At 38.5% G+C, this 18,292-nt stretch carries 21 protein-coding genes; 11 read left to right on the top strand and 10 right to left on the bottom strand.

Annotation, left to right across the window (positions count from 1 at the left end; translation table 11 throughout):
• Positions 1-274 precede the first annotated feature (274 nt).
• A complete protein-coding gene (gene argS / locus A0J48_RS01030) occupies positions 275-2,032 on the top strand; it encodes an arginine--tRNA ligase (RefSeq protein ID WP_200319482.1) in 1,758 nt (585 codons plus the stop codon).
• A 149-nt stretch (positions 2,033-2,181) separates the two neighbouring features.
• Positions 2,182-2,571 (top strand): hypothetical protein, encoded by a 390-nt coding sequence (locus A0J48_RS01025; RefSeq protein WP_200319480.1) that lies wholly within the window; start codon positions 2,182-2,184, stop codon positions 2,569-2,571.
• A 209-nt stretch (positions 2,572-2,780) separates the two neighbouring features.
• Here the strand turns inward: A0J48_RS01025 and psbN are convergent, their stop codons facing one another.
• Complete coding sequence (gene psbN, locus A0J48_RS01020; RefSeq protein ID WP_200319478.1) at positions 2,781-2,918, bottom strand: photosystem II reaction center protein PsbN; 138 nt, start codon at positions 2,916-2,918, stop codon at positions 2,781-2,783.
• Positions 2,919-3,173: 255 nt separating this feature from the next.
• On the opposite strand from psbN, the gene psbH reads away from it, so the two are divergent.
• The 3 genes from psbH (at position 3,174) to pth (ending at position 4,569) form a co-directional block, all read left to right on the top strand.
• Positions 3,174-3,377 (top strand): photosystem II reaction center phosphoprotein PsbH, encoded by a 204-nt coding sequence (psbH, locus tag A0J48_RS01015; protein WP_200319476.1) that lies wholly within the window; start codon positions 3,174-3,176, stop codon positions 3,375-3,377.
• Positions 3,378-3,565: 188 nt separating this feature from the next.
• Positions 3,566-3,838, top strand: a complete 273-nt coding sequence (locus A0J48_RS01010) for a TatA/E family twin arginine-targeting protein translocase (protein WP_200319474.1) — start codon at positions 3,566-3,568, stop codon at positions 3,836-3,838.
• Between the two features lie 98 nt (positions 3,839-3,936).
• Positions 3,937-4,569, top strand: a complete 633-nt coding sequence (gene pth / locus A0J48_RS01005; RefSeq protein WP_200319472.1) for an aminoacyl-tRNA hydrolase — start codon at positions 3,937-3,939, stop codon at positions 4,567-4,569.
• Positions 4,570-4,886: 317 nt separating this feature from the next.
• Here the strand turns inward: pth and rpsU (A0J48_RS01000) are convergent, their stop codons facing one another.
• The 4 genes from rpsU (A0J48_RS01000) to A0J48_RS00985 all read right to left on the bottom strand — a co-directional run bounded on the left by rpsU (A0J48_RS01000) (position 4,887) and on the right by A0J48_RS00985 (position 7,982).
• Positions 4,887-5,066: a 30S ribosomal protein S21 gene (gene rpsU / locus A0J48_RS01000; protein WP_008226419.1), complete on the bottom strand. Its 180-nt coding sequence runs from the start codon at positions 5,064-5,066 to the stop codon at positions 4,887-4,889.
• A 786-nt stretch (positions 5,067-5,852) separates the two neighbouring features.
• The gene (rsmI, locus tag A0J48_RS00995; RefSeq protein ID WP_200319470.1) at positions 5,853-6,728 is read right to left on the bottom strand and encodes a 16S rRNA (cytidine(1402)-2'-O)-methyltransferase; all 876 of its coding nucleotides are present in this window, start codon (positions 6,726-6,728) and stop codon (positions 5,853-5,855) included.
• 156 nt (positions 6,729-6,884) lie between these two features.
• The gene (locus tag A0J48_RS00990; protein ID WP_200319468.1) at positions 6,885-7,496 is read right to left on the bottom strand and encodes a PH domain-containing protein; all 612 of its coding nucleotides are present in this window, start codon (positions 7,494-7,496) and stop codon (positions 6,885-6,887) included.
• A 51-nt stretch (positions 7,497-7,547) separates the two neighbouring features.
• On the bottom strand, positions 7,548-7,982 hold the full coding sequence (locus tag A0J48_RS00985; protein ID WP_200319466.1) for a DUF29 domain-containing protein: 435 nt from the start codon (positions 7,980-7,982) through the stop codon (positions 7,548-7,550).
• A gap of 56 nt (positions 7,983-8,038) precedes the next feature.
• Between A0J48_RS00985 and A0J48_RS00980 the strand changes: the two genes are divergently transcribed.
• Complete coding sequence (locus tag A0J48_RS00980; RefSeq protein ID WP_200319464.1) at positions 8,039-8,896, top strand: sugar kinase; 858 nt, start codon at positions 8,039-8,041, stop codon at positions 8,894-8,896.
• A 209-nt stretch (positions 8,897-9,105) separates the two neighbouring features.
• On the opposite strand, the gene A0J48_RS00975 is transcribed toward A0J48_RS00980, so the two are convergent.
• Complete coding sequence (locus A0J48_RS00975) at positions 9,106-9,741, bottom strand: YdcF family protein (RefSeq protein ID WP_200319462.1); 636 nt, start codon at positions 9,739-9,741, stop codon at positions 9,106-9,108.
• A gap of 29 nt (positions 9,742-9,770) precedes the next feature.
• Between A0J48_RS00975 and A0J48_RS00970 the strand changes: the two genes are divergently transcribed.
• The 3 genes from A0J48_RS00970 (at position 9,771) to rpsU (A0J48_RS00960) (ending at position 11,563) form a co-directional block, all read left to right on the top strand.
• Complete coding sequence (locus A0J48_RS00970) at positions 9,771-10,631, top strand: 3'(2'),5'-bisphosphate nucleotidase CysQ family protein (protein ID WP_200319460.1); 861 nt, start codon at positions 9,771-9,773, stop codon at positions 10,629-10,631.
• A 297-nt stretch (positions 10,632-10,928) separates the two neighbouring features.
• Complete coding sequence (locus A0J48_RS00965) at positions 10,929-11,246, top strand: RNA recognition motif domain-containing protein (protein ID WP_200319458.1); 318 nt, start codon at positions 10,929-10,931, stop codon at positions 11,244-11,246.
• A 122-nt stretch (positions 11,247-11,368) separates the two neighbouring features.
• Positions 11,369-11,563 carry a 30S ribosomal protein S21 gene (gene rpsU, locus A0J48_RS00960; protein ID WP_013192888.1) on the top strand — a complete coding sequence of 65 codons (195 nt, stop codon included), beginning with the start codon at positions 11,369-11,371 and terminating at the stop codon, positions 11,561-11,563.
• Positions 11,564-11,879: 316 nt separating this feature from the next.
• On the opposite strand, the gene A0J48_RS00955 is transcribed toward rpsU (A0J48_RS00960), so the two are convergent.
• The 3 genes from A0J48_RS00955 to A0J48_RS00945 form a co-directional block, all read right to left on the bottom strand.
• Entirely contained in the window at positions 11,880-12,767 is an 888-nt protein-coding gene (locus A0J48_RS00955) for a hypothetical protein (protein WP_200319456.1), read from the bottom strand.
• Between the two features lie 132 nt (positions 12,768-12,899).
• Positions 12,900-13,409: a hypothetical protein gene (locus tag A0J48_RS00950; protein ID WP_200319454.1), complete on the bottom strand. Its 510-nt coding sequence runs from the start codon at positions 13,407-13,409 to the stop codon at positions 12,900-12,902.
• A 121-nt stretch (positions 13,410-13,530) separates the two neighbouring features.
• Positions 13,531-14,181, bottom strand: a complete 651-nt coding sequence (locus A0J48_RS00945) for a class I SAM-dependent methyltransferase (RefSeq protein ID WP_200319452.1) — start codon at positions 14,179-14,181, stop codon at positions 13,531-13,533.
• Positions 14,182-14,569: 388 nt separating this feature from the next.
• On the opposite strand from A0J48_RS00945, the gene A0J48_RS00940 reads away from it, so the two are divergent.
• The gene (locus A0J48_RS00940; RefSeq protein ID WP_200319450.1) at positions 14,570-16,189 is read left to right on the top strand and encodes an ArnT family glycosyltransferase; all 1,620 of its coding nucleotides are present in this window, start codon (positions 14,570-14,572) and stop codon (positions 16,187-16,189) included.
• A 45-nt stretch (positions 16,190-16,234) separates the two neighbouring features.
• On the opposite strand, the gene A0J48_RS00935 is transcribed toward A0J48_RS00940, so the two are convergent.
• Positions 16,235-17,158: a lysophospholipid acyltransferase family protein gene (locus A0J48_RS00935; RefSeq protein WP_200319448.1), complete on the bottom strand. Its 924-nt coding sequence runs from the start codon at positions 17,156-17,158 to the stop codon at positions 16,235-16,237.
• 198 nt (positions 17,159-17,356) lie between these two features.
• Between A0J48_RS00935 and A0J48_RS00930 the strand changes: the two genes are divergently transcribed.
• Positions 17,357-18,253, top strand: a complete 897-nt coding sequence (locus A0J48_RS00930) for an alpha/beta hydrolase (protein ID WP_200319446.1) — start codon at positions 17,357-17,359, stop codon at positions 18,251-18,253.
• Positions 18,254-18,292 lie beyond the last annotated feature (39 nt).

Genomic DNA, 18,292 nt, shown 5'->3' with positions numbered 1-18,292 from the left:
GTGTAGGGGTGTAGGGGTGTAGGGGAGGCACGGGAAGCAGGGGAAGCAGGGGAAGCAGGGGAAGAAAAATTAGTTCTTTATTCTTCAATTCTTCTTTTTACTGAACTCCTGATAGCGCAGCGTGGCGTAAGCCATACTACTGAACTCCTGATAGCGCAGCGTGGCGTAAGCCATACTACTGAACTCCTATTATTCGGTTAGAATAATCAAGCGTTTGGGAATATGCCAACTTTAAGCGGCCCCATAGCATTTTCGACACAGATAATATTAAAATATGAACGCTACACAAGAACAACTTAAACTGAAATTAGCACAGGCTTTGGTGGCTGCATTTGGCGCTGACTACACCGGAGTAGATCCCATTTTAGTACCGGCGAGTAATCCTAAATTTGGAGATTTTCAAGCGAATGTGGCTTTATCCCTAAGTAAGAAATTGGGAATGCAACCGCGTGCGATCGCTTCTGCTATTGTAGAAAAACTAGATATATCTGATATTTGCGAACCACCAGAAATTGCAGGCCCTGGTTTTATTAATTTAAAATTACAAACATCCTACCTAGAAGCACAACTCAACGCCATTAAAACAGATTCTCGGTTAGGAGTTCCAAAAGCGAAAAATCCCCAAAAAGAAATTGTCGATTTTTCCAGTCCGAATATTGCTAAAGAAATGCACGTCGGACACTTGCGTTCTACAATTATTGGTGATTGTATTGCCCGGATTTTAGAATTTCGTGGACATGATGTATTACGGTTAAATCATGTCGGCGACTGGGGTACGCAATTTGGAATGTTAATTGCTTATTTGCGGGAAGTTTACCCAGACGCACTGACAACTGCTAATGCTTTAGATATTGGAGATTTAGTTACTTTTTACCGTCAAGCTAAACAAAGATTTGATGCAGATGCAGATTTTCAAGAAACAGCACGTCAAGAAGTTGTGAGATTACAAGCAGGTGCAGAAGATACACTTCATGCTTGGAATTTACTTTGTGAACAGTCACGGAAAGAGTTTCAAGTAATTTATGATTTATTGGATGTTCAATTAATTGAAAGAGGAGAATCTTTTTACAACCCATATCTTCCAGCAGTTGTAGAAGATTTAGAAAAAATTGGATTAGTAGAAGAAAACCAAGGTGCAAAATGTGTGTTCTTAGAAGGTTTTACTAACAGAGAAGGTGAACCTTTACCCTTAATTGTCCAAAAATCAGATGGTGGTTATAACTACGCCACCACAGATTTAGCATCTGTTCGCTACCGCATTCAAAAAGATCAAGCAAAACGGATAATTTACGTCACCGATGCGGGACAAGCAAACCACTTTGCTCAATTTTTCCAAGTTGCAAAAAAAGCAGATTGGATACCTGATGATGTGGAATTAGTTCACGTTCCCTTCGGTTTGGTTTTAGGAGATGACGGAAAGAAATTTAAAACTCGTTCCGGTGATACAGTTAGGTTAAAAGATTTATTAGATGAAGCTGTTTCTCGGACTCGTGCAGATTTAACAACAAGATTACAAGACGAAGGCAGAGAAGAAACTGAAGAGTTTATTAATAATGTTGCTGAGATAGTTGGTATTAGTGCTGTAAAATACGCAGATTTAAGCCAAAACCGTACTAGCAATTATGTTTTTAGTTATGATAAGATGCTGGCTTTGAAAGGCAATACAGCACCTTATATGTTATATGCTTATGTAAGAACACAAGGTATTAGCAGAGAAGGTAATATTGACTTTGAAAATTTAGGAACAGATGCCAAAATTATTCTGACAGAAGAAACAGAATTAACTTTAGCCAAGCATTTGTTACAACTGGATGAAGTAATTAATGAAGTTGAACAGGATTTATTACCAAATCGTCTGTGTGATTATTTATATAATCTCAGTGAAAAGTTTAATAAGTTCTATGATAAGTGTCCGGTGTTGAAATCTGAAGAACCTATAAGAACTTCGCGGTTGATGTTATGTGATTTGACAGCTAAAACGCTGAAGTTAGGATTAGATTTGTTGGGAATTAAGGTTTTAGAGAGGATGTAGAGGGAAGAGTTTTTAACGCAGAGGTACGCGGAGGTAACGCAGAGGGACACAGAGTGTTTTTTGGCTTTGTGTCTTTTCTGGTTTGAGGCACTTAATTGAGGTGGAATACGTCATGATTATTGATTGTGGCAAATAGCGGGAAGAAAGCTATGAAATCAGCAGTTATTGTCAAAACTCTTATCGCTTCTTTGGGTTTGTTTGTGTTTTTAAATCCTGGTCAAGCATCCGCGCAAATTGTCCCCCAACCTTGGGTTTCTGTGGGGGAAAAGGATGGTGATGTTACCTACGCTGTGGGTGCTAGGGCTTTGAGTTTAGGTGTGGAAGTGGGAACTGGTGCTGATGGTGCAACAGGTGTTGATGTCTTGAAATTTATCAATTTACCTGTAATTTCTCCTTATGTGGGAGTTGGTTACTATTCAGAAGATAAGGGTGTTGCTTTCTCTGGTGGTGTCCAAGCAAACGCAACTGAACATATTTTTATTGGTGCTGGTTATAATTCTGTCCGTGGTTTCAATGGACAGTTAGGAGTTAAATTCTAATTTTGAATTGGCGATGACAATCATTAACTTTCAACTAAATTCGCAGAAGTGATAAATTTAGCCTTAGTGGTAAAACTGCAAATCTATTTCCCCAGAGTAAAAGAGTTTAAAATGCCTTAGTACAAGCATTGACTCGCCTACAAAATACCAGAATGATTTCCACCAGTAGGGTGGGCATTGCCCACCACCGGGTTAAATTAATAACAATATTAATCTTCGTGGTCTTCAAAGGGGTCGCTTAACTGCTTGCTTGGAGGTCCAAATGAAGTATAGATCGCCATGCCGGTGATTGCAACCAGTATGGCACAAAAGGAAACACCAAGCACTAAACCGGGTTCTAAGTCCATAAATTTAGGGTTATATTATGAGAGATATGTTTATAGAATATTACAAAACTTAAACAAAAGTGCAGAAGTAAGGATAGATCAGGAAGGTGGGTACGAAGTAGATGGCAATATATAGGACGGATAAATAAGAACTGTAAGACCTGCTATTGGGGCAACCTGAAAGCGGCGGGTTCATTCCAAAAATCCAAGCCCTGTTAGGGTTTGGGAATGTAAAAGAAGATTAAAAAAGCTTTGGCAACTGATCTTAGGTGAACTATGGCACAACGGACTAGGTTGGGAGATATCCTCAGACCCTTAAATGCTGAGTATGGTAAAGTCGCTCCGGGTTGGGGTACAACACCTGTAATGGCTGTTTTTATGGGTTTATTTTTCGTGTTTTTGCTAATTATTCTGCAAGTTTACAATAAGTCACTGTTAATTCAGGATGTACTTGTTGATTGGCGCAGTCTAGGCGGCTAATTGCTATACAGCCATCATCATAGACCCGGCTTGTCCGGGTTTTTCAACCAGTGGGGTATGGGGTGTAGGGAAAAACTTCTTTATTTCTCCTTCTTTTTTATTTATTCTAATAGTGGCGCTTGGTGTAAGCCATACTCATAAACTCCTGATATATTTTATGGATATGAGATGATCTAAAGGAAAAAATAATGAATATATTTGGTATTGGTCTACCAGAAATGGGTCTAATTATGGTGGTTGCGCTTTTAATTTTTGGACCGAAAAAGCTACCAGAAATTGGTCGGAGTTTAGGTAAAACCATTCGCGGTTTCCAAGAAGCTTCTAATGAATTTCAAAATGAGTTTAAACGGGAAGCTGAACAATTGGAACAAGCTGTGAAAACTACGGCTGAACTCGAACCTAAGCAAATTGAATCTGGGAAATCACCGCAAGAAAATACTGGTTCTTCTCCCACTAGCTAAGTAAGTGGGCGGAATGAAAAACTAAAAGTTAAAAATTAAAATCAATCCGAAATCCAAAATCTAAAATCTAAAATCCAAAATCCAAAATCCAAAATCGGATGACAGAAGCTATTACCCAACCAGCTTTGGTGATTCCCCAGCTAATAGTAGGTTTGGGGAATCCTGAACCTAAGTATGACCAAACTCGCCATAATATTGGCTTTGCGGCTGTAGATGTTATTTCTCGCGCTTGGCAAATTCCTCTGGCGGAAAATCGTAAGTTTCAAGGACAGTTTGGCGAAGGTATTGCACCAGGTGGCGGCAAAATTCGTCTCTTGAAACCCCTAACTTATATGAATCGTTCCGGACAGTCAATCCAAGCGGTGACAAGTTGGTATAAATTGCCGCCGGAGTCGGTGCTAGTAATTTATGATGATATGGATTTGCCTTTGGGAAAAACTCGTTTGCGCTTGTCTGGTTCAGCGGGTGGACATAACGGCATGAAAAGCACTATCTCTCATTTGAGTAGTCAAAATTTTCCTCGCTTAAGAATCGGTATTGGTAAACCCAAAGGTGCAGCTAATGATGATAATACCGATACGGTTTCTCATGTTTTGGGGCGTTTTTCTGCGACGGAAACCAAATCAATGACTTTGGTGCTGGACTTTGTGGTTGACTGTGTAGAACTGACCTTGAAGCAGGGAGTAGAAAAGGCGATGAATCGTTGCAATAGCTGGTCTGTTGACTTATAGCAGGTGATAGGTGACAAAATAAGGTACAAATTTCCATCGCAAAGCTTTGCACGAAAAGAGTTTGACTGCTAATTGCTGATTGCTGAAAGCTTCTGTAACTCGTTGTTTTCAAGTGTCTTGATTTTGGTTGATGGACAGCGGTTTTCGCTTGCTCCATCTAACCAAGTTTACAGGCTTACGCACAAATTTGAAAATAGGATGACACCCCAATAAGGGGTGCGTCACAGCTGGTTGAATTTTTCTAAGAAAATGGCACAACGATTTTGCTTGTTTTATATTGATTTCTGCAAGCAACGCTAATACCACACCGAATAGGTTTATTTAAAACGACGTTTCCGTCTAGCTGCGACTGCTTTACGTTTGCGCTTTTCCAGGGGGGTTTCAAAGTGGCGATGATACTTTACGTCAGCCAAAATACCAGCTTTGGACACTTGGCGTTTAAACCGACGCAGGGCTGAATCTATTCCTTCGTTTTCTCCTAGAACCACTTGGGTCATTCTGAGTCTGTCCTCAATTTGTCAATAATCTCCATTGTAATATTAGCCTCAAACTTGGCAAAACCATCCAGAAAGTAAGTAGGCAACGGAGTGAACACGCTAAGAGAATAGTCCGTCATATAAGCAAGGCTAACGCCTTAGTCGCCTGTGAATATTTAAGTATGAGAGGATGTTTTAGAAGTCTTTGGTGATGTATTAAAAATCGTTATATCCTCCCCTAGCCCCTCCTTAAAAAGGGGGATTTAGGGGGATCTGTGGGTGTCAGATACTACAGGAAAAAGTTTATGGCTACGCCACGCAAGCTATCAAACAACCTCTTAGGGACTTCCAGAAATTAAATTATTCAATGAGTGAGAACCAATATGAGTATGAGATTCTTCCTCCCCTGCTGACCCAAACGATGGAATATTTTTTTAGTTGGAAGTCCCTTAGACTGGGGAGTGTCAAATATCGATCCTTGAGTTTGTTAACCTGCTGCTGTAACTGGTCTTAATGAAATCTTAATTTGATGATAATAAACTGCAAAGGTCTGACTAAATAACCAAGTTATCAATTGTTATAGCCTTGGACAGGGTGGTTAGGACATCAATTGATAATGAAACTCTGACTACAAGAGGGTTTTACTCCTGACTCCTGACTTCTGCTATATTACGTTCATCAGCATCTCACTATTATTTATAACCTAATTACAGGAATACTATAGTAATCCTAGATTTTCAAAGTTAGTAGCCATAAACTAGGGAAGAAAACCAGCATTTCTATGTTTTTTCCTCCCTGGTTTTTCCTTTATTCAGAAGTGATTACAGATTCAGAATCTAAGTCAATAGACAGGGCTAATTGATATAATTGACGGCGGGAAATTGATATATCTTTTGCTAATTGTCGGCTGGCTTGGGAACGAGAAACTCCCTGTTTCATCATTTCTAATAACTCAGCTTTCAGTTCTGCTTCTGTGAGTTGAGGTTTAGTGGGTGGTATTCCTGCTACTAACAGGGTATATTCCCCTTGGGGTTCTTTTTGTTGGTAATGGGCGATCGCATCACTAATTGTCCCCCGCCAAAATTCTTCATATAATTTAGTTAGTTCTCGTGCTATGACTATTAAGCGATCGCTCCCTAAAATATCTGCTAAATCTTGTAATGTATCCCGCAACCGATGGGGAGACTCATAAAAAACTAAAGTCCGTGATTCTGTTAATAATGATTCTAAATATTCTCTTCGTTGTTGACTTTTTGCCGGTAAAAATCCATCAAAAATAAACCTATTGGTTGGTAAACCCGATGCGCTTAAGGCGGTAATAGCAGCGGTAGCACTAGGAATAGGAACAACAGTAATTCCTGCATCAACACAAGCTTTCACTAATTCATATCCAGGGTCAGAAATTCCTGGCATTCCCGCATCACTAACCAGTGCGATCGCTTTTCCAAATTGTAAATATTCCAGTAATTCAGGAATGCGACTGCTGCGATTATGTTCATGATAACTCATCTGCGGCGTTTGCACTTGAAAATGTTGCAACAATTTTCCTGTATGTCTTGTATCTTCTGCCGCAATTATATCCACTGCTTGTAAAATTCGTACCGCCCGAAAAGTCATATCTTCCAGATTGCCAATCGGTGTACCAACTATGTATAATGTTCCTGGTTTTGGTTCAGTTTGCATAATTTTGCATAATATTTTACATCATAAAAAACGTAAGCATTCAGGAGTCAGGAGTCAGAATATTTGATCTATTGCTAAATTCTCAAATATTGATTTTTTGCGTAACCGTTAAACAACTGAATGCTGACTGCTAATAGCTGAATGCTTCTTACAAAATTAGTTGTTAATAAACTTCTCAAAAATCTCCCCAAAATCTTTACGCACATAAGTTTCATGAGCATACTTTAACCAATTAAAAGCATACCAGTTAATTGCCTTAAACTGTTCTTCTGAAGTAGATGTAGTTGTACAACGACTAACTGTGCTGGCAGCCGTACTTAAGCTGGTTTGAGCATATTGGTGATAGAGAGCATTTTCTCGTTGAATGGATGCAATTTTTAGTAAAGCTTTGTACAAGTCTTTCAAGGGTGCAATATAACTTTTAGCAACATCAATAGAATAGGATTGATCACCCATAATTAACTTGATTTCGATGTCCATATCTATTGTTCCAGCGGTTTCTAATTTCACATCTTTAATCATGTTATGGCTATAACTAAACCGCTTAAGTAAGCGTTTCTTGCTTACAGCAGAATTGCCATCAAGATGAATCAAAGCCAAATTAGTAAAACAGTATTCATCGGTTTTTGATTTAATCAAAAAATAGATTTTTTCACCTTCTTCATGCATCACATAGTCATCACTATCAACCTTGTCATAATCTTCGGGTTTAATTACAGCACCAATATCACTCAAACCCAGTGCATCCATCGCCATGTTTTTGAACATATATTTGTTGCTCTCTACTAAAGAAAACTATTATCGCTATTATGACGTTTATTATATACTAGTGGGTAAAAATTCTAGTGTAAAGATTTCTGTTAAACTGTAAGGACAAGTTTCAGGAAATGAAGACAACCCCGTTTCTCGTTCTGCGCTGATCATAGCAAGTTGATAAGTTTTGTCTAGTGAATCTTCTAAATAAGAGTTAAGACTGGGGTTTTCTTTTAAAAGTTTTTCCAAACGTAAACGTTGTTCTTTGATAGTTAATTGCCAACTGCGAGAACGTAAATTAGGCTGAAATTGCCACTTCAGTAGATGCATAATTAACATTTCTAATCTGCTTTCTAATTCTCGTTTTTCTGAACGTCCCATGTCTTCTAGTTCTTCCGCAATATGAGCAAAATCAATTTGATGAAATTGTTCTGTTCTCAACAGATGTGCTTGTTCTTGTGTCCAAGCATAAAAATCATTGTCATGAGTAGTTTTATTCATAGATAAAAATAGAGCAAATATTCTATAATTTACCAATCACCAATTACGAATCACCAATGACAAAATCTGCCTTATTTGTCGGTTTAATCACCTTAGACTTAATTTATCTTTCCCAATCACCGCCGCAGAATAATCAAAAATTAGTTGCTACTGATCATACTGTAGCAGCAGGTGGACCAGCCACTAATGCATCTGTTACATTTAGTTACTTAGGTAATACATCAAAAATTTTAGGTGTGTTGGGTTCACATCCCATGACACAGTTGATTGATACAGATATAAAAAATTACCAAGTTGAAATTATTGACTTAGATGCTAGTAAACAAACATCACCACCAGTATCTTCAATTATTGTCACCCAAAGTACAGGAGAACGGGCAGTAATTTCTATCAATGCAGTGAAAACCCAAGCTAATATTAGTTCTATTCCCATCAATATATTAGAGAATATTGATATTGTCTTAATTGATGGACATCAAATGGCAGTAAGTAAAGCTATTGTCCAAGAAGCTAGAAATCAAAATATCCCGGTTGTCATTGATGGAGGTAGCTGGAAACCAGGATTTGAGGAAATATTACCTTATGTAGATTATGCAATTTGTTCCGCTAACTTTTATCCCCCCAACTGCAAAAATCAAGCAGATGTTCTTAATTATTTGCAAGTTTTGAAAATTCCTCATATTGCCATTACCCAAGGAGAAAAGCCGATAGAATATTTAAACTATGAACAAAGAGGTTTGATCAATGTACCGAAAATTTCAACTGTTGATACATTAGGCGCAGGAGATATTTTTCATGGCGCTTTTTGTCATTATATTTTACAGTCAAATTTCCTAGATGCCCTGGCTTCAGCTAGTAACATTGCTGCCGAAGCTTGTAAATATTTCGGAACACGCCGTTGGATGGAAAGTTAAACTAGATTTAAAATTAGAGGGGAGCATCCCAATTTTGAAAAAATAAACACAGCCATACAAATAAACTCTTTCAAACCATCTGAACTTTGTGTCCTAGCCTGCGGAAAGCCGCTCCAAGTCTATGCGTTATTTGCGGTTAATTTATATCAAGCCTTAGAGCAATTGCCAGATTTCCACAAAATAAACTTACACATTGGGGATGCTCCAAATTAGATTTTAAATAATAAATAAACAAAATAAAAATAAGTTTCTCGCATCAAAAAAGGCAACTGACTATTTAAACTTTGATAGCGGGTAGTAGGTGTAGGAGATGGTTGTGCATCTAAACCTAAATCTCTAGCCATTAAAACCGCACGTTTCAAATGTAATGGATCACTAACAATGAGAAATGTTTTATATGGGTAATTTGCCACTACTTCCGAAGCATTTTGCAGATTTTGGTAAGTGGTTCTAGATGTAGTTTCCATCAAAATATGAGATGATTTTACACCTTTTTTGACAGCATAGTATTGACCAACAACCGCTTCTGCTAATTCATCACCAGAACCTACTCCCCCAGTGAAAATGAGAGCGCGAACATAACCACGTTGATATAAATTAATAGAATGGTTAATCCGTTCTCGAAAAACAGGAGATGGTTGTTTTCCCCAGACTGCTGCACCTAAAACAATTGCTGCATCTGCCTGAAGAGGTGTATAATTGTCACCATAAAAATATATACTAGTAGCCGTAGAGGCTATCATCACTACCAAAGCAGAGATTAAGGACAAAATCCCCAAAACTAACTTATTTTTTGTAAACTGATGATACCTTTGCGCCTTTGCGCCTTTGCGTGAGCTTTTCATAAAGTTTATACTTTACCAAAACCAAAAGAATGACAGACTTGGAAGAAATACTAAAAATTACTCGTGAAGTAGGTTGGGGTGCAGCTAAGTTACTGCGTTCCTACTATCAGGGAACTGCCCCAGACCCGAACTTAGACGTACAATATAAGCAAAATGAGCCTGTTACTGTTGCCGATGTAGCCGTTAGTAAATACATCCTATCCAACCTCCAGTCAGCTTTTGGTCAAGAAGATTTTGGTTATATCTGTGAAGAAACCTATAAAACCCAACAGGGTAAAAATCCTGCTGAGTTGGTGTGGATAATTGATCCTTTGGATGGGACAAGAGACTTTATTGATAAAACTGGGGAGTATGCAATTCACATAGCTTTGGTTCAAGATACCAGGCCAGTTTTAGCAGTGGTAGCAATACCTGAAGCAGAGAAGATATATTATGCTACCAAAGGTGGTGGTACTTTTGTGGAAACCGTTAATGGTTGTCATCCCTTGAAAGTTCCTGCTGATAAACCTATTGAAGATCTAACCTTGGTTGTCAGTCGTTCCCATCGCAATGACAAGTTAGAATATTTACTTAAAAATTTACCCTGTCAAAAACAAAAAGCGATTGGCAGTGTAGGTTGTAAAGTTACTACTATTGTGGAACAACAGGCAGATGTTTATATTTCCCTTTCTGGTAAATCTGCACCCAAAGATTGGGATATGGCTGCGCCCGAACTAATTTTAACAGAAGCTGGTGGTAAATTTACTCATTTTGATGGCAAGCCATTGGAGTATAACACTGGTGATGTCAACCAATGGGGGGGATTGTTGGCAAGTAGTTCTCAAGATCATGAAATATTGTGCCAAAAAGCAGAGCAAATTTTATACCAGTTTGAAGCGTTACAGAATTAGAGAATGAATTGACATTTTCGGCGTTGCTAAATCAGAGTATATAGGAATCATATTTGATTCTTGAAAAACACTCCGTACACTTCCCCTGTTCCCTGTTAAGAGTTCCCTGTTCCCTCTCTACACAGATAATTTCAAAAATCAAATACCAGTCCTACATCAACAGTTCATATTAAAAGGCTGTGCTATACTGGCGGCTATAAGGATTATTTTCGGTTGAGTAAGTCGTTTGAATTTCTGTTAAATGAGTCTCTCCGAATCTAACTCTCTACACGCTCTGGTTTGGGAGACCATCCGTCTATGTCGATTTACGTTGGAAATTTGTCCTATCAGGTTACAGAAGAAGACCTGAAGCAAACTTTTGCTGAGTACGGGACAGTTGCCCGTGTGCAGTTACCTACTGATAGGGAAACAGGCCGTCCACGGGGTTTTGCCTTCGTGGAAATGGGGTCTGAAGCAGAAGAAACAGCAGCCATTGCAGCACTGGATGGTGCAGAATGGATGGGACGAGATTTAAAAGTGAACAAAGCTAAACCCCGTGAAGAAAGACCTTCTCGTGGTAGCTGGGGCGGTGGAGGTGGTCGTTCAGGTGGTGGCCGTGGCGATCGCCGCTATTAATTTTGTTCTGAAAAATTTTTAAATCTAGAGTCTCCAGCAGATACAATTAAAGTTTCGACTCTGCTGAGATATTTTTTTTAACTCTAGCTTGTATGTATTAAACCACAAAAGGAGGAATGAGAATGACACAAGTAGTTTTGGGGGAAAATGAAGGTATTGAATCAGCTTTACGGAGATTTAAGCGAGAAGTTTCTAAAGCTGGTATTTTCCAAGATATGCGGAAGAATCGCCATTTTGAAACACCTTTAGAAAAAGAGAAGCGTAAAGCAATCGCTAGACACAAGCAACGTCGTCAACAACGTTCTCGGTTTAAGTGATATAACAGGTGACAGGTGACAGGTGACAGGGTTTCAAGCCTTTTATGGTCTAAGTTTTACCAATGGCTTACGCCCATCTACGCTATGAGTTGATGTCCTCACTGCCTTGTCCGGTGCAATAACTCCAGAGTAATGTTCACCGCAACTGTAAAAACCAGTTAGCATCCCTTCATTATTCCGCTGAACTTCTGTTTTTTGTGGTGATATATTCTACCAACCACAAGCAATTAGTAGACATTAATAGAAAAACCTGTTTGTAGTAGTGCTGTATTTGTTGTCGGCACTACTACAAGTTGTATTTGGGCGAGAAAATTAGTTAAATTTCTGCCACAGCGCGTTCAATCAAGCGTCGAGCTAAAGTTTGTGTTCCTGTATGTTCATAGTAATTTGTAGACATATCTAGAAACGCCGCCACATAATCTAATTTGTCATCACTAAATTCCAGAAAACCTTTCAGATTACCAAGAACCTTTTGTGCTGTTAAAGCATTAGCAGAAACTATGCCATTCATCCAACCTTTAACAGAATGAAGACTTTCACCAATAAAGTCTAATTTACCACCACTACCGCTACCAGGAATGAAGTTACTCATCGCTTTGAAGGTGGAGTTTTGATCCAACTCTTGGGGATTCATTTGGCTTAACAGAGTTAAAGATTTTTGGATAAAATCAGGGCCAAGAGGGATAATTCCATCAACACAAATTAATGCTGCCATGCGAATCATTGATTCCCCACTATATTCGCCTAAAGCACCAACAAAATCCCCAATACTATCACCAGGAATACCATTAATTTGGCAAAAAGCGACTAATTCAGCCACGACTTTTAATGTTAAATCAATCGTTTGGGCTTTATCTGCTTTAGGAGTGATAGAGTTTAAAAACCCGAATAGAGGTATAGCTTCACCGACTTTATTAGCCAACGCTGCTGCACCTAAAGCCTTATCAGTGCCATCAACAGTTTGATAAAGCCATAAAGCGGTTTGATATCCTTGGGATCTGTCATTGAAAAGATAAATTGCCCGTTCACCAATAGCTTGAATTAAAGATTCATCAGTTTCTCCAGTGACGGTTTTAATAGTATTGACAAAACCCACCGTATTATTCCATTCACCGGGAGCAATAAAATCTAAAGCATTTAACATCGAAACTGTTAAACCACTGGTGGGTAGTTGATCAACTAACTCGAATATTGATTTACTCACAAAAATCTCCTGATTGATAGTTTGTTATAGCAGTCAGCAGTCAGATGCAAACGTTGATTAGATATGGATCTGTGTTTTTTCTATGGTGCTAATTACTGTGGCAACTTTGACATTTGAAGTTTAGAGTACAAGTCATTTCAACTTAGCTAAACCGTCAAGATCAAATTTTTCGATCCAATCTGCGCGATCGCTGGCGTTAAATAATGGATCTTTAGAAATTACCTTCACTTGGTACTTACCCACCAAAACCGAAGTTTGAGTTTTACCCAGTTCTACAGCGGGATAGTCATCAATTTTCTGAGTGCTGTTGGCATATTTTGCCGCTACTCCAGGGGTGCTGGTGGTGTCAGAAATAGCCAATTGAGCTACAACTTTACCGCCTTTTTTCAAATTCGCTTCCGAAAAACCTTTTTTCTCTTGGGTATAGACTCGCTCATAACCATCTTCCCCTTCAGGAAAGAATGCGTTTAATTGACTACCTTGAGTGGCATTTTTGGCAACTGCTTGACCAGTTTTTTGCTTAGTGCTTTCCTGTTGTACCTGGTCAAAGCGATTTGGTGCTTTGGGGGAACAAGCTGTAGTTAATAATAAAATAGATAGCAATAAACTGGCTAAAAGCCTACGTCCACGGAATAAACTCACGTTTGTTCTCCTTCAATACTTGAGAGTTGAGGCAATTATCAGCTCTACTATAGTGTTTGCACCAGAAAATTTACTTTTTCATCATTATTTGGTATTGAGAAGCACTAATTTTGCGACAGCTTTATGATTCACGACGATAAGCTATCACTGCATAGAAGGGATCTCCTCCAGATAAACCCAACCATTGTAAAAAATTCGGTGCAGTTGATTGATTGACAATTACTTCTGGAGTAGTAAATCCTGGTACTGAGGCAAAGTAACCCTTGACTAACTCAACTCTAGACGCTTCTGAAGCATCCCGCCAAACTTGAATCGCTTTTTGATAAAACATCCGGTTGGAAAAGCTGATAATAGCCACACCACCAGGTTTAAGAATGCGATGAATCTCCGAAAATACAGCTTCTGGATATTGGATGTACTGAACAGATACACAATTGACAACAGCATCAAAATCTTGATCTGGTAAGGGTAATTGAGGCTGTGCGTTAATATTCTGCACAAAATAATGGTTCAATCGCGGGTTACGTGCTAATTCCTCAGCATTAAGTCCATGTCCTTCCACATGGTCAAACTCTATTTCTTCTGGTAGATGAGAGACCCAGCTACTCATCATATCAAAAATGCGGGTCTTGGGTTTGAGTCGCTGACGATATAAATCTGTTAGCTGTTGAATAAAGCCTTCATCAACATGGGTGACAAAGCGCGGGTAATCGTAAAACAACTTATCATCTGTATCATCTATCTTCAGGCGTTGGTCTGGTCGCAACAGCATAAATGTCTATTTAGGAAAAGTTTTTTTGTAGCTGGTGTTAATTTTGTATACTAATTTAAGTTATTTTGACCATAAAAGTAAATTTCAGTCCGCATATATAAATGTTGTCAAATTGGTGTTGTTGTCACAAATGCAACAGTGCATAAATTGTTTTTTTAAAACCGCAAAGGACGCAAAGAACACAAAGATAAGAAAAGAAAAATTTTTTCACGTATAATCCAGGTTGGTGATCACTAATAAATAGTAAGTACCCAAGCAAAATTAATTGTACATATTGATTGAAAACAAAAATGTCTGTATTCCTTACCTATTTCCTATTCCCTATTCCCTCTCCTAACTATAAAATTTATTTTGCACGACTACTTAACATTCACATCTTCTGCAATCAATGTTGTACCAATCATCTTTATTTCTAAATCTTAAACAGTTTATTCTTTTAATTAAAAAATTTCCCTATATCAGTTTGTTAATTTGGCTCATTCCTTTATTGTTATTTACTTCTGGTCAAACCAGCCTGATGGCTCACGATGAAGCTCTTTATGCCAGGAGAGCGCGTTTAATCTTTGATTCTGGTGACTGGATAGCGCCGTGGGGTAACGCTCATCATAAAACTCCTGGTTTTTATTGGTTAATTGCGATTTTTTATAAGTTGTTTGGTGTGAGTGATATTAGTGCGCGTATACCTAGTATGATTGCCGGAATTATCAGCGCATTAATTATATATGAAATAGCAAAAATCTTGCTAGGAGAAAAACTGGCTTACCTATCAACTGCTATTTTGAGTGTGGAATTTATCTGGCTACAATATTGTCGTCTAACTGCGCCTGATGTCCCGACAATTTTATTAGTATGTTTAGGAATTTTATGTTTATTAAAGTCTGAAATAAATCCTCGATATCGCCTGATTTATGGTTTTATTGCGGGAGTAAGTTTTGGTTTAGGCTTCTTGATGAGAAGCTTTATGATTTTTTTACCGATGGTGGCATTATTCCCTTATTTAATTGGAGAACATCGCCGTCATCACCATTTGATTAACCCAATGTTATATCTAGGTGGTTTAGTGGGTTTAATTCCTACTTTAGTTTGGTTGTGGTTTAACTGGTTGCGCTATGGTGGTGATAGTGTTGGTCAGTTGTTGGGTTTTGTAGCAGAATTAGGTAGTAGTGAACGACCAGGAAATGGCATATTTTATTATTTTTGGAATGTGCCGTTAAAATCCTTTCCTTGGTTCTTTTGCAGCATTTTAGGGTTAGTTTTAGTAATTCGTAAACCCATTTTACGCTATCAATTGTTATTAGTAGGTTTCCCCATAACTTTATTTACAGAAATTACGATATTTTCTACTCGTTTAGCTCACTATAGCCTCTGTCTTTACCCATTTATGGCTATGTTGGCGGCTGTAGGTTTAGACTGGTTGGCGAATATTTACCAACAGGGAAAAATTACCCAGATTAAAGCATATATTCCTCGCAACATCAGCTATGCCTTTGGTGTTTTAGGCATCATCTTGATTTTAGCTAGTATAGTGGTTTTGATTGCAGGTTTTGTTGATATTCAAAAATATACAATTCTGGCTTTAATTTCCGGTCTAGCTTGTTTAATTGTGCCGTTAATTTGGATTTTACGTTACCGTTTTGGGCAAAATTTTCTCACTGCTCGTTACTGGATAGGTGGTTGGTTAATTGCAATTTGGATATCTCTAGCTACGGCTGGAAGTTTAGGCTTATTAGGAGATTTTAACCCGGCATTTAGAATCTTCTTTCAACAAGAATCTATTGCTGCAATTCTCCAACAGCATCCTGTTAATTTTGTCAATTTAGATGGTAAAAATGCTGTATTAATCAATTTTTATACTCCTATTCACGGTCAGGAGGTAGAATCAATTTCTCAATTACCAGCTTTGAGTTATGCTTGGATTTATCAACCTAACTCTGATAATTTGTCTAAAAAATATCGGATTTTAGGCACTATTAAAGATTATCAACTAATTCAAATTTTATCCTTTTAAAAGTTTTCCTTCCCTACACACCTACATCCCTGTTTATTCCCCATTTCACCACAGCATCCGATTGAGAAAATGCTGTAATAACTTTATTCCCGTTGGTTCTTGATAATCTGTAGGTAACAAAGCCTGTATCGCTTGCTGTAAAATTTCTAAAGCCTCATCTATTTCTTGACGCTTGGGTCTGGTATTTGCGGGAAAATATAAAGGTTCACCCACCCGAATTGTTAACTCTTTTCTCAAAAAGAGGTCATGAGTGCCAATTAATGCTATTGGTATTATAGGCACTCCAGCCCGCAAAGCGTAAATTACTGTTCCGCGTTTCAGAGAATGCAAATGACCCTCACCCCTTCCCAGTCTCCCTTCAGGAAAAATTATTAACCCATCTCCACGGGTTAAAATTGCGGAAACAATGCGGTCTATTCTGCGGATTGTTTGAATATTTCCACCAGGGTTAACTGTAGTTTTAATAACTTGAGCAAGTTCCTTTAAATCTTCTTGTCCAGCTTCAGCAGCAGCAATAACAGCCTGTTCCTCTCCCCAAATTCTTTCGAGCGGAATCACACCACCAGCAAAACCTAAAATCAGCCGTTTCCACCATTTGTTATAGAGAGTACGGGCATCACCGAGAATATAATAATATGGTTGAGTAGGTATTTCTGCCAATAAAACTAATGGGTCGATGTGGTGGAGATGGTTAGCAGCTAAAATGGCTGGTGTGTGGGGTATTTTTTCTAGGTTTTCGACGTGGACATGGAATAAAGAATGAATGAGCGATCGCAAAACACAACGCCTTATATTTGCATGAACTCGCGGTTGCTCATGTTCCTGATCAATAGTAGATAGATGATTGAGAGTAGTTTCTATAGTATGACGAATAGTGCGATCGCTCGCTGCCGTTACACCTTCCCATACCCGCTTAATAGCTGCCTCAGTCAAGGGTGGTAAATTTTCTGACCCGTTAGTATTTTCCATTTGGTACTGCAACAACAACAGAAGGAATTTAGAACTTCAATTTTTAATTTCCCTCTTCCCTATACTCTTCACTGTCACCTGTCACCTGTCACCTGTCACCTAAATTTCTGTAATTCCTCCCACAGTTAGAAGCGATTTTCCCTACAATGTACGTTGATAGGCTAATAGCTTGCTGGGAAATTACGTAAAAAATTAACCATGACGATTTACCACAGCGTAGGCACATTTAAAGGTGTTGGGGGACTTGACCTGTATTACCAAAGCTGGAATCCAGAGGGGAAAGTACGAGCAATATTAGCTCTCGTACATGGACTCGGAGGACACAGCGGACTGTACACAAATGTAATTGAGTATTTATTACCTAAGCAATATGCTATTTATGGCTTAGATTTACGTGGTCATGGACAATCACCAGGTCAAAGAGGTTATATTAACACTTGGGCTGAGTTTCGTGATGATGTGCGAGCCTTCTTAGATATGCTTCAGAAGCAACAGCCAGGATGCCCAATTTTTCTTTTTGGGCATAGCATGGGGGGGATGATTGTTATAGAATATGTTCTGCGTTATCCAGAAGATATATCTGCATTGCAAGGAGTGATAGCTGTTGCACCGAGTATTGGAGAGGTAGGAGTATCACCCATTCGTGTGTTATTAGGAAAAATGCTCTCGCGCTTATGGCCACGTTTTTCCTTAAATACCGGGTTAGACACAACTGCTGGTTCACGAGATCCGAAGATATTAGCTACCTACACTCAAGATAATTTACGTCATACCCGTGCCACAGCCCGGTTTTCTACAGAATTCTTTGCTACACTAGCATGGATAAATGCCCATGCCCATGAATGGAAAATACCATTGTTGATTTTGCATGGTGGCGCTGACAGAGTAGTGTTACCAAGTGGGAGTAAAAGTTTTTACCAGCTTGTGAATTGCCCAGATAAATTACGCATCGAGTATCCGGGAGCCTATCACGATTTACATTGTGATATTAATTATGATCAAGTGCTAACTGATTTAGTTAATTGGATGGATCAGCATTTACCAATTGAAGTGGAACGATTAGAACCAGTTATGAGTAACATGGATTCCGCTTAAATACTTACAATATCTGTCTGGGGTGGAACAAAAGTAATT

It is taken from the genome of Sphaerospermopsis aphanizomenoides BCCUSP55 (assembly GCF_001586785.1).
GTDB lineage: Bacteria > Cyanobacteriota > Cyanobacteriia > Cyanobacteriales > Nostocaceae > Sphaerospermopsis_A > Sphaerospermopsis_A aphanizomenoides_A.
The sequence above is the reverse complement of the archived record's forward strand: the minus strand, read 5'-3'. Positions and strand labels throughout refer to the sequence as shown.